Source organism: Acidobacteriaceae bacterium (assembly GCA_028283655.1).
Classification (GTDB): Bacteria; Acidobacteriota; Terriglobia; order Terriglobales; family Acidobacteriaceae; genus Granulicella.
The window spans coordinates 3,095,208-3,109,701 of sequence record JAPWKE010000003.1 but is presented as its reverse complement, the minus strand read 5'-3'; the positions used below and the strand labels follow the sequence as shown (position 1 = coordinate 3,109,701).

The window sequence follows — 14,494 nt, the reverse complement described above, 5'->3', positions numbered from 1 at the left end:
GGTTTCCAGTGAGAGTTTTGCTTGGTATTGGCGCGTTGGCCGTTTTGGCTGTTCCAGCTACGGCGCAGATGGTTACGGGTGCTCGTATGCCGGGGTATGCCGAAGCGTTTTCGCTGTCGAAGGACAGCGGCTTCACCGTGCAGGAGCTGGCGGTAACGACGCCTTCCGGCACGATGGCGAACGTGCTGACTGGAACCGAGCAGCCGACGCTGACGCTGCTGGTGCATAACAGCGGTAAGGCGTTCGAGGGGACGGCCTATCTACGCGTGGTGCATTACCGCACGTCGGTTCCGGCGGGCGATGTGTGGAAGCCGCATGTGTATCGCATGGACGAGGAGCCGGGTATACCGGTGGAGTTGCACCTGCATGGTGGTGGCGAAGAGCGTGTGACGGTAGAGCCGAAGATTCCGGCTGGATATGGCGGCTATGCGCTGGTGCTCGATGTGCCGGAGCGCGGCCGCACCTTTGCTGCGACGATGGCGCGTGTGATCTCTCCCGATGCGGGTCGTGTGCAGTTTCCGACGTACGCGCTGGATACGGATTGGCCGCAGAACATGAACGAAGGCGTTTATGTGCTGATGCAGAAGCTGGGCATCAAGGGCGTGCGTACGGGGGCGGGTTTTAATGTGCCAGGTGATCCAGAGTTCAAGACGGAGCAGGCGCGGTTGGAGCGCGAACTGGGATGGGCGCAGAAGCATGATGTGACCGTGATGCTGACACTGGGTTGCGGGGCGATGCACTCGCCGATTCAGCCGCTGGGAATGCCGCGTCCCTGGCTGTCGCCAGAAGGGGTGATGCAGAAGACGAAGGCTGACATTGCGTGGATGCCGCAGTTCGATGGCGCGTTTCAGAAGTGGACGGAAGACCTGGCGACGCAGTACGGCTGGCCAAAGGGCAATCTGAACGCGGTGGAGTTGTGGAATGAGCCGTGGGAGAGCATCTCGATCTCCGGCTGGGGAGCGGACATTCCGCGCTATCGCGAGATGTATGCCCACATGGCCGAGGGTGTGTTGGATGCGCGGAAGAAGGAGGGAGCGCAGGTGCTGATCGGCGGCACGTCGTCGTCGCCGAACGCGCGGGAGAAGCTCTTTCCGGACGGCAAAAACACGTTTCTGCCGGTCTTTGATTTTGTGAGCATTCACTACCAAGGGCTGGCGGCGGACCCGAGTTTGATTCCGGAGTGGATTCATCGCAAGGGCGCGACGGGGCCGGTGCGGGTGTGGGACACAGAGAGCTGGATTGCGAACTCGGAGGACCGCGTGGCCGGCGTGCTGGCGTCGATGCGCGCGCAGGGCCAGAGCCGGACGGCGGGTGTTTATGCGGGCAATGTGTATGAAAGCCGCAATGTGAAGGTGGGGGGCGAGACGTTCCCGGTAGTGCAGGCGTACCCGACGGCCGCAGCGATTGCGGCGGCGCAGAAGTTCATCGGGCAACGGCCGTTTCGCGAGATTCTCTTTCGCAATGGACTGCCGTGGGTCTTTGTCTTCGGTGGTCGCGATGGCAAGGACGATGACGGCACGCTGGTTGTGGTGGGCGATCTGACAAAGATTTATCCGCGCGATCGCGTGCTGTTTCGCAGCGTGAAGCTGAGTGACGATGCGTCGTTACGGCTGAAGGCGGATGCGAGCACAAAGCTCTATGACTTCTACGGCAATGACGTAAAGGCAAGCGACGGTGGCTACACGATTCCGCTCGATGGGCATGGCTTCTTCCTGCGTGGAGACGGTTCGCCGGGGTCGTTTGCGCGCGTGGTGGAGGCCGTGCGCAAGGGGGCCATGCGCGGTGTGGAGCCGGTAGAGTTCAAGGTGCATGACTTCACCGCGCCGATGGAGAAGACGCCCGGGTTGCGGATCGAGTTGACCAATGTGCTGAACCGGCCGGTGCACGGGACGTTGAGCGCAACGGTTGCCGGGGAGCAGATGGGCGTGGCGTCGGTCGGCGTCGATCTTGCGGCGAATGAGACGAAGACGGTTTCGCTGCCGGTGCATGGAACGCCGGTGCCGAGCAACGCCTATGCGATGCACGCGCGCTTTGATGCCGGAGCCGATGGTGCTGCTGAACATGATGAGATGCTGCATGTGGACTGGATTGCACGGCGTACCGTGCACGTCGACGGCGATCTGAAGGACTGGGATGGTGTGCTGCCGCAGGTATTGGCCAGCGAGGGGCTGGGTGCGAATCTGACAGAGAAGGCGTACCTGCCTTTTCTGCCGGCGACGGATGATGCGAACACGAAAGACGCCGCGCCGACGGTGTGGATGGCGTACGACGATCAGAACTTCTACTTTGCTGCGCGCATTGTGGACACGACGCTGGATGAGGGCATGGTGCGCTTTGCGTCGCGGGATGACGACAGCTACTTCTACCCTGAGTTGGCGAAGACGGCAGACGGCAACCTGGTGTCGTGGCCGCAGAAGGTGCGGCGGTACTCCTACCGCAAACACTTTGATATTCCGAGTGGTTCGGGCTCGCACGACAACGTGTTGCTGGCGTTCAATGTGCTGGAGAAGAAGCCGTGGCTGCCGTATCCGGCGGGCACGATGCCGCACTTCATCTCCTACTGGGACACGGATTATGAGTACGCGCTGAATCCTGTGGCGAAGCAGTATGGCGGAGGCACGGAGCTGTGGCGTCTACTGGCTCCGGGTGTTCCGGCGAAGTCGTACTTCCCCCGGCAGCCCAAGGCAGCTGTGGACCAGGGGCCGGTGAGCGGAGCGCAACTGGTCATACGACGCGAAGGCAATTTGCGGATCGTGGAAGCGTCGATTCCGTGGGCGGAGATGCCTGCCGTGCACGAGCGCATTTTGGCGGGCAAAACGGTGAAATTTACCTGTCGCGTGAACGACAACAAGGGCCGCGCACGCGAGTTGGCGGCCGAGCGTTCGGTGTCGAAGGACAATCCTCCGACGTTCCACGACTCGTGGCAGACGCACTGGTCGAACGAACTGGAGTTTGGCGCGGAGAAGTAGCTAGCAGCCGCAGGAGCCGCGAATGACGAACTCTACGTCAAGCAGCGTGCGCTTCTGCGGCGCGGCTTCGTTGCCGTTGATGCGTGCAAGGAGCTGCGTGGCGGCTTCTTCGCCGATCTGCGCGGAGGGCTGCACCATGGCGGTGAGCGGCGGACGAAGGAAGGGGCCAAGCTGGACATCATCAAAGGCAACGAGCGCAAGTTCGTCGGGAACCTTGATGCCACGGCTGGAGATGGCCTCGATGATGTGCAGGGTGGTGAGCTCGTTGATGCTGAAAATGGCTGTCGGCGGTTGCTTCATTGAGCGCCAGATGTCGATCTGGCGGGCGATGCTACCGTCGTGGGGATCAACGATTTCGAGCATGGCTGGCAGGCCCGCCTCTTTCATCGCCGCGCGGTAGCCTTCAATGCGCTGCTGGATGGAGTAGAGATGCCGGTTGATGCCGATGCAGGCGATGCGCTTGTGTCCGTGGCCGACAAGGTGCTGCACCGCGGAGCGAGCGCCCTGTTTGTTCTTCACCATGACGGCGTCGAAGGGCGTGCCGGAGATGGGTTGGTCGAAGGCGACGACCGGAAATTTCTCCATGCGCTCAGAGCGAAGCATCGAGTCTTCGCCTTCGGAGGGCACGATGAGAATGCCGTCGATCTGGTGGCGAATGAGATAGTCGATCTCTTCGTTCTCGATGCGGACGTCGCCATCGGTGAAGGCGATGATGGAGGTGTAATGCGCCTGGCGCAGGACCTTCTGCGCGGCGCGAACGCACTGCGCCATGAACGGGCCGCCGATGTCTGGAACCACGATGCCGATCGCGCCGGAGCGTTTGACTCGCAAACCACGTGCGAGCTCGTTGCGTTGGTAGCCAAGGCGCTGCGCGGCAAGCCCCACGCGCTGGCGTGTCTCTTCGCTGACAAGCCCCTGACCCGAGAGCGCGCGTGACGCTGTCCCAAGGCCGACGCCAGCGAGGCGGGCCACATCAACAAGGGTGGGCGCGGGGTTCGTGGATTTGTTTCGGCTGGACACGATTTCTCCTGAGCAATGCTACATGAATGGCTTCTAACTGGAAGAAGCGCGGGAGGTTAGTTGCGTAGGGCGAAGCTGCCGGAGAGTGTGGCTCCAGAGTCCTCCCCTACCCAGACGCTGAATTTAGACGGGACGACTACAGGTTGCGCGTTCGCATCGTAGAACGAAAGATCCTGATAGCGGAGCGCGAAGTGTACGGTGGCGTGCGCGCCGGGTGCGAGTTCGATGCGCTGGAAGCCTTTGAGAAGCCGCAGCGGCTGCGAGACCGGCACGCCCGTGTTGCGGAGATAAAGCTGTGGGACCGCAACGCCTGTGTGCGTGCCATCGTTGCGAATATCGACATCGAGGGTGACCGCTGTGTTGTTGTTCGACGCAGCGTTCTTTGGCAGAGCGTCCGAGCTTGGATGGATGCGCAGGTCGGAGTAGGTGAAGTGCGTATAGGTAAGCCCGTAGCCGAAGGGGAAAAGCGGCGAATTTGGCGAGTCGATGTAGCGTGAGAGATACTTCGTGGCCTGGGTGGGCGGCTCGTTGAAGTTGGCATCACCGGCGGGGCGGCCGGTGGGCAGCTCGGCGTAGTAGAGCGGCACTTGGCCGACGGAGCGGGGGAAGCTCATGGGCAGGTGGCCGGATGGTGAGACATTGCCGAGCAGGATGTCGGCGAGTGCGGGGCCTGCTTCGACGCCCGGAGCCCAGGCTTCAAGCAGCGCGGCAGCTTGTTTGGCTATCGACGTCAGCACGAGAGGGCGGCTGGAGAAGACGACGACCGTAAAGGGTTTGCCGAGGGTCGTAACAGATTCAAGCATCTTCCTTTGATCCGCAGGGAGGTCGAGTTCGACACGGGAGGTGGCTTCGCCCTGCTGCTGGCGGGGTTCGCCAACAACCACGAGGATGTCATCCGCCGAGCGTGCGATGGCTGCGGTTTCACTTGGCGAAGAACCATCGGTGTAGAGGAGCTTGCCGCCGTTTTCCTTGATTCGTTCCTCGAAAGCCATGCGCGGCGTAACCACGTCGCTGTTGCGTCCGGCGATGGACCACGCACCAAGCATCTGCTCGGGGCTGTCTGCGGTCTTGCCGATGAGGGCGACGGTGCGACCTTTTGAGAGATGCAAGGGAAGCGTGCCGTTATTCTTGAGCAGCACGAAGGACTCTTCTGCTGCGCGTCTTGCGAGTGGACGGTGTGATGCGGCTGCTGCGGTTACTTCGTCCTGCTCGTTGACGTATGGGTGATCGAAGAGCCCGAGCGCGAATTTGATGCGGAGGACATTTCTTACCGCGCGGTCGATCTCTGCCATGGAGACGCGTCCGTGTTGCAGCAGCACAGGCAGGTTCTGCTCGAACGTGTGCGACATCATCTCGACGTCGATGCCCGCGTTCAGCGCCGCCTCTGCAGCGTCAGCGTCGGTCTCGGCGACGCCGTGGTTCTTGAGCTCGGGGATGGCTCCGAAGTCGGTGATGGTGATGCCTTGAAAGCCCCAGTCGCGGCGCAGGGTGTCGGTCAGCAGGAAGCTGTTCGAGGTGGAAGGGACGCCGTTGAGGGTGTTGAACGCGGCCATCACCGAGGCTGCTCCTGCGTCGATTGCCGCACGGTAGGGCGGGAGGTAATCCTGTCGGATCCGGAGGAGAGAGAGGTCGACGGAGGCGTACTCGCGGCCGGCTTCGGGAGCTCCGTAGGCGGCGAAGTGTTTGACGCAGGCGGCAACGCTGGTGGGATCGTTGAGATGTTCGCCCTGGTAGCCGAGAACGGCGGCGCGAGTCATGGCGGAGTCGAGGAAGGTGTCTTCGCCGGAGCTTTCCATGACGCGTCCCCAGCGCGGGTCTCGACTGAGATCGGCCATGGGGGAGTAGACCCAGCGGATGCCCGCTGAGGCGGCTTCTTCGCCGGCCATGTGGGTGAGCGCGGAGGCGAGCGTGGGGTCGAAGGTTGCGGCGATGGCCAGTGGGATGGGGTAAATGGTGCGATAGCCGTGGATGACGTCCGAGCCGAAGAGGACAGGGATGTGCAGCCTGGAGTGTTCGACGGCTTCGTGTTGCAGGGCGTTGGTGGTGGCTGCGCCTGTGGTGTTCAGCATAGATCCCAGGCGCCCTGCGGCAGCGAGACGGAAGGAGTCTTCGCTGTCTTTGGAGTCTGGACCGGTGATGGGGCCGGTGGTGGTTGTAGCGGAGCGATGGAGGCTGCTCTGCGTGAGCTGTCCAAGTTTTTCCGCGAGCGTCATGCGCTGCAGCAGGTCGTGGATGCGGCGTTCGGTCTGGGCGTTGGTGAGTGCCGTCTGCGTACGCGCAGTCATCGTCAGGCCGAGAAGAACAGCGGCGAAGAGGACGTGTTGCCTCATGCTGTCGCCTTGGGTGGGGTATGGCGACGCTGCAGAGACATGCGCGCGGGGGTGCCGCCTTGCTCGTCGAAGATTCGCAGCGTGTTGTTGCGGGCAAGGAAGGCGCGTGGCACATGGTAGTAGCGCTGCGAGGGCACGTCAGACCCCGCAGGCGTGATGAGCCAGTGACGGCCGAGGGCGTGGCCGTTGATCTCCAGCGAGCCTTTACTGAGGCCTGTGCAGTCGAGACGATAGACGTCCCCGGTGTGGTCGGGTTCGAGCGCAAAGTTCGTGGTGTACCAGGTGAGGCCGTTGGCCGCTGGCTGTGGTGTAAGTGTTGCCGCGCTGCTGTGTGCTGGCGAGTGCGAGAGTCCGGGTGTCATCGTCCAGCCACGCAGCGGTTTGCCGTTGATCTCGACGCCTTGCCAGATGCCTTTGCGCTCCATATTCATCGGGTAACCGATCTGCCAGTCGCCTTTGATGAGGCCGATGGCTACGGCGAGCAGATGGATGCGGTGCTCGCCTGCGGCAAGCGCAGGAAGCTTGAAGGTGTAGCGATAGCCATCACTGTGCTCGTCGTCGTGACGATTGGCAACGATGAAGGGATAGCGATCCGAGTGCGGAACGATGGGGCCACGGTTTTCGTAGAGTGGACCAAGGTTGCGCTCGACGAGTTTGCCGTCAAGGAAGAGGTAGAAGAGGTCGCCACCGTAGGGGATGACGAGCTCCGAGCCTGCGGCGAGTGGACCGTGCAGGCTTGTGGAGTACCAGCAGTAGTCGGTGGTGTCGTGCGTGAGCTTGAGCTGCTCGAGAGGCTCGTCGCTATGGACGTCGCGGTTGCTGGCCGTAGGCAGGGGTTCGATGGCGCTTCGCCAGGAGAAGTTGGTGGCGAGGGTGGCCCAGTTTTGCGTGCGTGCTTCTACAGGTGCGGTGGCGTAGACCAGCTTGTCGTTATAACGAAGCTCCGCATGGCCGTCGTTGCTGGTGTTCAGCGTGAGAGTGAGGGTTTCGTTGCCGAGTGTCCACGTAGCTTGCGCTGCTGCCTTCGAGAGGGCTGTTCGCTTACGCTCGCCTTCGAGCAGTAGATGGCTGTGCGTATGCAGCGCCTTGTGCAGACGGCCAAGTTCAACGCCGAGTGGGCTGGGGTCTCCGAACTCGTCTAACGGCGCGTCGAAGTCGTAGCTGGTTGTTTGCAGGTACATGGCGGTGCGACCAAAGTTGGTGCCGCCGTGCCAGATGTAATAGTTGAAGCCTGCGCCACCGGCAGAGAGGAAGTTGAGGATCGCGGTGGTGAGTGTTTGTGCCTTGCGTGGTGTCGGATGCGGCTGACCCCAGAGCGCGTACCAGCTCGGGTAAAGCTCTGACCAGATGGCGGGAGCGTTTGGTGCGGCGGCGTGCATTTCAGCTACGTGCTCGGGCGTTACGGTATCGCTGTTTGCGGTGGCGAGAGCGCCTTGCGCACTGCCTTCGCACTGCGTGAGCGGTACTTTGCCGAGGCCGATACGATTGGCGAGTTCGACGATCCAGCGGAGGTACTGCTGGCCTTCTTCTCCGTAACGCCTGGCGATGTGGCTGTACTCGTTTTCAATCTGCACGAGCACGATAGGACCACCGTTGGTGGCGAGGAACGGCTTCACTTCTTCGGTGAGTCGAGTGAGATAGCTGGTGACATGCTTCTGATACGGCTCGTTGAGCGTGCGGAAGGTGATGCCGGGCACATCGCGAAGCCAGGCGGGGAAGCCACCGAAGTTCCACTCTGCACAACAGTAAGGGCCGACGCGCAGGAAGACGTACAGCTTGCGTTCGGCGCAGAGCTGAAGGAAGTGGCGGAGGTTGGCGTCGCCGGTGAAGTGGAAGCTGCCGGACGAGGGCTCATGCACGTTCCAGAAGCAGTAGGTGGAGATGGCGTTGAGGCCGAGTTCGACGCAGCGGTCGAGCAGAGCGGGCCACATCTCGGGTGTAGAGCGTGAGTAGTGCAGTTCCCCGCAGAGGAGAAGTTCGCGGCGGCCGTGCAGGATCAGCGAGCGAGCATCGAAGCTGACGGCGGCGCTTTCATTCAGAGCGTAAAGGCCGAAGCTGTGGGCTGTGCTGAGGTGCGTGGCGGCGAGTGTGGCAGTTTGCAGGAAAGTGCGGCGCGTAAGAGTCAAGAGAAAGCTCCGGCTAAGAGTGGAGGCCGAAAAGACTTCGCAGGCCGGATGCACATCCGGCCTGCGAAGTGGAAGAAAGAGTTAGAAGTTGAACTCGGCACCGAAGCGGATCACGCGGGATAGGCCTTGCGTGTTGACCGCAGCGAGATAGCCGAAGTTGGCGTTATACCCGGCGGTCTTGGTGATGTCGGACGGGTCCACGGTGGGGAACTTGCCGCCAATGGAGGTTGCGCTTGTCGTGGTGGAGGGAACGGTGAATGTGCTGAGCAGATTGCGCCCGTTCACGCCGAAGTAGGCGGGATGGTTGAAGACGTTCGAGAAGTTGACGTTCAACTGGGCGCGGTACTTGCCGTGGATCTTGAAGTCCTTTGCCATGCGCATGTCGAGGAAAAACTCGCGCGGAGAGCGGGCGTCGCCCATGGTGCGAGGAACGTTACCCAGCGCCGGGTGTCCAGGTGATCCGGGAATGGTGAAGGCCTTGGGGTTGAGGTACGGGGTGACGCCAAGCAGGGAGTTGAAGGGGTTCTTCTTCCATGCAGGGTTGATCAGAGGTTGACCCGGAACACGGTTGGGGCGAAGCGTGTAGCCACCCGGAAGAGCTGTGTAAACGCAGTAGTCCTTGGTCGCGCAGGAGTCGACTCCGTTGGGAGTGACGGACTGGAAGTAGCCCGGTGATCCGAGCGATACATAGTTCGGGAAACCGGACATGATGGAGGCGATGCCCGAGGTAGAGATGCCGCCGATGATTTGATCGAGGATGCGGCTGCCGGTGCGGAAGCGACGGTTGAAGCCGAAAGGCAGGCTGTAGTTATAGCCAGCGCGGAAGCGGCTGGGCTGGTCAAACGACGAAAGCGAAAGCTCGGCGCGGGTGTCGAAGGGGTTCTGCGGAGGAGCGGTACCGAACCCACCAGCAAAGCCTGCGTTGGCGGCGACGTTATCAATGCTCTTTGACCATGTCCAGTTCGCGAGGAAGGAGAGGTCCTTGGTGAGGCGCTGGTTCACGCTCAAGTAGAGCGCGTTGTAGTGCAAGGTGCCGCGGCGCGGGTAGATCTCAGGCAGCGTCTGGGTGAAGAAGCCTTGATACGGATAGAGCTTGGCCAGCGCGGTCTCCTGCAGGATGGCAGCGCTGGGGTCGTTATTGTTGTTGCGGATGTTGTATGTGTTGTTGCTTAGCGCTCCGAGATACTTGTTCGCCTGCACGGCCGCAGTCAGTACCCCGAGAGCCGGTGTGTTGCGCGGGTAGTTAAAGCCACCGTAGAGATGTGTTCCCTTCGCACCCTGGTAGGTGGCTTGAATCAGCGTACGAGCAAGGGGCTGGTACTGGTATGTGAGGCCCCATGTTTGAACGTAAGGAACAGAGCTTGTCTGGTCGACGAATACAGGGTTCAGACCCGTAGAGAAATTGAAGGGGCCACGCTGGCCTTTGAGCGTTGTGTATGCCGATTGCAATGCGCTGGCGGGGATCGGATTGGTGATGTAGTTGACGATCCAGCCGGGCGTTGTGCCGCCGTTCACACCGCCTACGCCGGAAGCACCGACGTTGAGGTTGGGGTCGGGGATGTTTTCCTGCCCGGTGAGAGGCGTGCGAGAGATGGTGTAGGATGCGCGCAGCGTGGATTTGTGCGTCAGGGCGTAGGAGATGCCGACGCGAGGTTCGATGCCCCAATAGTTCGTCGGCCACATCGTTTTGCCCAGACCGCAGGCGCCGGAGAAGCAGAATGCTCCCTGGATGGGCGAGCCGTTCAGAGAGCTGGTGTAGGTGGAGTTCATGAACGCCTGGTTGTTGAACTTCTCCATGCGCGGCGTTTCCACTTCGTAGCGAGCGCCGATGTTGATTGTGAGTTTGGGCAGAACGCGCCAGTCATCCTGGAAGTAAGCCGCGTAGTAGCGCCAGCGGTAGTAGCCGGGAACAGAGACGGGAGTGTTGGTGTAGCCGTTGATTGTGCCCTGGACGAAGCTGGCCAGAGTGCTGCCGCTGGTGGTGGGGCCGTTGCCGGTGTCGCCGGAAGCGAAGGTGTACTTGCCACCGGTCAGGCCGCTGAGGTCGTACTGGTTGGACTGGTACCAACGGACGTCGCCGCCGAACTGAAACTGGTGACGATGCCAGGTGAGCGTGAGGTCGTCGCCGACGATGAAGTTCTGGTCGATGTTGGTTTGCGCGTTGCTGACGCCGAGTTGCGGCAGATAGCTGATGTTGTTCTGCGCGAAGTTGCCGAGAAACGGGAAGCCGTAACCGGCGATCGCAGGCGTCAGACCGTACTTTGCCGCGTAGTCGGCGTTGGTGGAGCTCGGTGGGGCCTTGCGCGGCTGGTTCACACGCAGCCAGGAGTAGTGGAAGTTATTGACCAGCGTATTCGTGAGCACGCGCGTGTAGCCAAAGGCGACGTCGTAGGTGTGCGCTGCGTCCGTCGGAGTCTGGTTGAGCGGATTGTTCACGTCCACCGCGAAGTAACGCAGTGCAGAGACAGGGATGCTGGTGAAGCGAACATAGATCTGGTTGGAGTTGTTGAAGATATGGTCGATGCGAACGTTCCAGCGGTTGTCGATGTTGTAGACACCGCGTGCGTAGCTGCCGTTGGTGCCGTCGGTCTGGTAGCCGCCGCTGGCGTTGTCAAAGGTGGCGTTCGGTCCGGGGTTTGCAGGCGTTGGCAGGTTGCTGACGACGTACTGCGCAAACGAGTTGTGGGCAAGCAGATTCGCAAAGTCGTTAGGGCATGTGGTAGCGGTTGGGTTTGCGCCTCGCCAGATGTCGCCGCAATCGGTAATCGGTCCGCCCGGGACGGGGGTGTAGGTGTTGGTCGGCGGCCCCGCAGGGAAGCCGTTGGGATCCAGGGCGAGTGCGCGGTTGTAGAGGCCATTGATGCGAGCTGCAGCCAGGGCAGCGTTCCAGCCCTGTGCCTTGAGTACGCTCTGATCGACCATGACGAGGGAGTCGTTGAATTTGCCCTGTAGTTCGGCTGGTGTAAAGAAGGTCGCGCGTGCGCCGGTGCGGTTACGCAGGCGAGCAGGCTCATAGCTGAACTCGAAGAATGTCTTGTCTTTGTGCGGGTAAAACCTCGGGATATAGACCGGGCCGTTGAGGTAGAAGCCGTAGTAGTTTTCGTGAATGTTGTTCTTCAGCGTGCCGCCGAGGGGATATGCGTTGAACCACGGATCGGTGTGACGCCACGTAATGGCTCCGTGGTATTTGCTGGTACCTGCAGCCGAAGACATGACGACGGCGCCAGAAGAGGTACGGCCATATTTTGCGGACATACCGCTGGTCAGTACCGTCATTTCGCCCACGTTGCGACCGGAGAGGTTCAGGCCCGAGCGCGGATAGCTTGCCTGCATCACGTCGGAGCCGTCGATCAGCAGCGCTGTTTGGCCGGGTTGCGAGCCGCCGACCGTGATGTTCGCACCAGGAAGCACATAGCCGGTGAACGCCGAGGGGTTCTCAGTCGCAATACCGCCGGGGTTCGTCGGATCGCCAGTTACGCCAGGTACGAGCAAGGCGGCTTCCAGCGCGGAGCGTTCGGGGTAGGGAAGCTCTTCGATAAGCGAGTGGTCGACCGTGGTGCTGACGTCGGAGGTGTCTTTGGAGAGCAGCGAATCGCTGGACTCAACCGTCACCTGGTACGTCTCGCTGCCTGTCGCAAGTTGAACGTTCGTCGTCACCGTTTGCGCGGCGCTAACGGTGATGTTGGTGACCACAGAACGGGAGAAGCCGTTGGCCGTGGTTTCGACCTCATAGGGGCCGGGTACGAGCGACGTGAAGATGAAGAGACCGCTCTCGTTGCTCTTTACATGCAGCTTGACGTGAGTGTCCGTATTGGTCGCCGTCACGAAAGCGTTGGGTACCAGAGCGCCTGTGGCATCCTTGACTTCGCCGGTGATGGAACCCTGGCTGGTCTGTGCGTACACGGTCGTGCTGAATAGAAGCGTTAGGCAGAAGAGAGCGCATACGGCCCGCAGGCAGCGCGAGGTGCGACGCATCAGAGGTGAGGCGAACAACATGGAGGATCCTCCTGGTCGAAGCAGGGCTTCGGGAGCCTCTCTTGAGGCTGGAATCTAGCTAGGTAGAGCGTTTCTCTGGTAGCGTATGGAAACGTTTCCTTAGCGCGGCGATCACTCTATAGCAGCCTTTGCCGTCTTGGCAACGGGAGAGTCGTAAAAAAGTGTGTTTGTGTCTACCGTGATCTCGCAGCAAGATGCTGATTTTGCTGCAAGGTACTGCGACAAGCAGTCTTTTGCCGATCGACGAAAAGGCCGAGGTTGGGGCTGCCTGGTGTGGAGTGAGGACTGGTGTTATCGCTTTATAGTATCGTTTCCATTGCCTGCGATTTGAAGCGGCGAAATGAAGAGAAATGGTGAACCGGATGAATCGACGTGATGTTCTGCGCGGGGCCGCAAGCAGCCTCGTTGTTGGCGGACTGAAAACGAAGGCTCTTGCAGTCACTCTGCCTGCCGCGCAGGCTGCGGCCAAGCCGGCGCTGGATGCCCGGCATGCTGAGTTCCTGGCCAAGGCGCAGGCGCTGATTCCTCGGTTGAATGAAACCATTCTCACTCCCGTCGCGATGGTGGGGCCTGTTGCGGACGAGAAAGAGTATCAACGTTGGCGTATGCCAGTCATCGGTACAGTCGCCGAGGCAGAGGCGAAGCTGCTGCAGAAGGGTGACTCCATCACGCTGGACTTCGGCCGCCACATGACGGGCTACTTCAGCTTCGACATCGAAGGTGTCGGGTTGAACATCGATTCTCCGGCGCGGCTGGAGCTGCGCTTTGGCGAGGTTCCGGGTGATATTGCTGAGCCGTTTTATCCGTACCACGGATCGCTGTCTGAGTCGTGGCTGCCGATCGATTCGGTGGACATTGAGAACCTGCCACAAACGCATCGCATCGAGCGCCGACATGCGTTCCGCTGGGTGTCGATCAAGGTTGTGTCGAACTCCAATGCCTATAAGGTGCGGCTGAAGAACTTCCGCGCCCGTGCGGTGACGGCCGCGAAGAAGACACCGCCGCCTGCACCGGCGGCTGCGCCGGAGATGCTGCGACGCATTGATGAGGCCAGCCTTGCGACGTTGCGGGATTGCATGCAGACGGTCTTTGAAGACGGGCCGCGCCGCGATCAGCGTCTGTGGCTGGGTGATCTTCGTGTGCAGGCTCTGGTGAACTACGTATCGTTTCAGAATTATGAGCTGGTGAAGCGGTCGATCTATCTGCTGGCAGCGTTTCCAGAGGACAGCGGCCTGCTGCGTGCGTGTGTCTTCGAGAAACCGGAGCCGCATCGCTCGAACAACACGATTCTTGATTACGCTGCGCTCTTCATTCCCACGCTGCTGGAGTATGTGCAGGCTTCCGGCGACATGGCGACAGGGAAAGATCTGTACCCGATTGCGAAGTTGCAACTCGAGTTGTTGAGCAAGGACGTCAATGCCGACGGCCTGTTTGTCGACCCGAAGAATATCTGGATCTTCATCGACTGGCGCAAGGACCTTGAGCGTACGGCGTCGGTGCAGGGTGTGCTGATCTACAGTTACCGCAAGGCGATTGAGCTGGCGAAGCTGACCGGGCATAAGGAAGATGTTGCGCTCTATGAGGCTCAGATAAAGCGGATGTCGGCTGCGGCTGTAGCGAACTTCTGGGACAAGGACCGTGGGGTCTTTGTCTCGGGTCCGAACAAGCAGGTTTCCTGGGCCAGCCAGGCGTGGCTGGTGCTGGCAGAGGTTGTGTCGAAGGAGGATGGCGCTCATGCGCTGCTCACGGCAACGCAGTCGTCGGAGGCAATCCCTCCAGCGGCGCCGTACCTGTATCACTACGTGACAGAGGCGATGATTCTGGCAGGCAAGAAGGACGAAGCTCTGGCGATGATGGAGAGCTATTGGGGTGGCATGGTGCATGCCGGGGCGGACACGTTTTGGGAGGTCTTCGATCCGAAGAACTCGAAGGCGTCTCCGTATGGCGATGTCCACATCAATAGCTTTTGCCACGCGTGGAGTTGTGGCCCTGCGTATCTGCTGCGGAAGTACTACTGGAACATGGCGGCAGTCAGCAAGGCGTAAGCCCTGCT

At 60.9% G+C, this 14,494-nt stretch carries 6 protein-coding genes; 2 read left to right on the top strand and 4 right to left on the bottom strand.

The features are described from left to right. Positions 1–8: 8 nt before the first annotated feature. The gene (locus tag PW792_15775) at positions 9–2,969 is read left to right on the top strand and encodes a hypothetical protein (GenBank protein ID MDE1163382.1); all 2,961 of its coding nucleotides are present in this window, start codon (positions 9–11) and stop codon (positions 2,967–2,969) included. On the opposite strand, the gene PW792_15770 is transcribed toward PW792_15775, so the two are convergent. The 4 genes from PW792_15770 to PW792_15755 all read right to left on the bottom strand — a co-directional run bounded on the left by PW792_15770 (position 2,970) and on the right by PW792_15755 (position 12,441). Beyond that, the gene (locus PW792_15770) at positions 2,970–3,989 is read right to left on the bottom strand and encodes a LacI family DNA-binding transcriptional regulator (GenBank protein ID MDE1163381.1); all 1,020 of its coding nucleotides are present in this window, start codon (positions 3,987–3,989) and stop codon (positions 2,970–2,972) included. Positions 3,990–4,045: 56 nt separating this feature from the next. Further along, complete coding sequence (locus PW792_15765) at positions 4,046–6,319, bottom strand: glycoside hydrolase family 3 N-terminal domain-containing protein (protein ID MDE1163380.1); 2,274 nt, start codon at positions 6,317–6,319, stop codon at positions 4,046–4,048. Continuing rightward, positions 6,316–8,445: a beta-galactosidase gene (locus PW792_15760; GenBank protein MDE1163379.1), complete on the bottom strand. Its 2,130-nt coding sequence runs from the start codon at positions 8,443–8,445 to the stop codon at positions 6,316–6,318. Before PW792_15760 ends, PW792_15765 begins: the two co-directional genes overlap by 4 nt. An 81-nt stretch (positions 8,446–8,526) precedes the next feature. Then, on the bottom strand, positions 8,527–12,441 hold the full coding sequence (locus tag PW792_15755) for a carboxypeptidase regulatory-like domain-containing protein (protein MDE1163378.1): 3,915 nt from the start codon (positions 12,439–12,441) through the stop codon (positions 8,527–8,529). A gap of 362 nt (positions 12,442–12,803) precedes the next feature. Here PW792_15755 and PW792_15750 point away from each other — a divergent pair, with 362 nt between their 5' ends. Then, positions 12,804–14,486 (top strand): hypothetical protein, encoded by a 1,683-nt coding sequence (locus tag PW792_15750; protein ID MDE1163377.1) that lies wholly within the window; start codon positions 12,804–12,806, stop codon positions 14,484–14,486. The last annotated feature ends 8 nt before the right edge of the window (positions 14,487–14,494 follow it).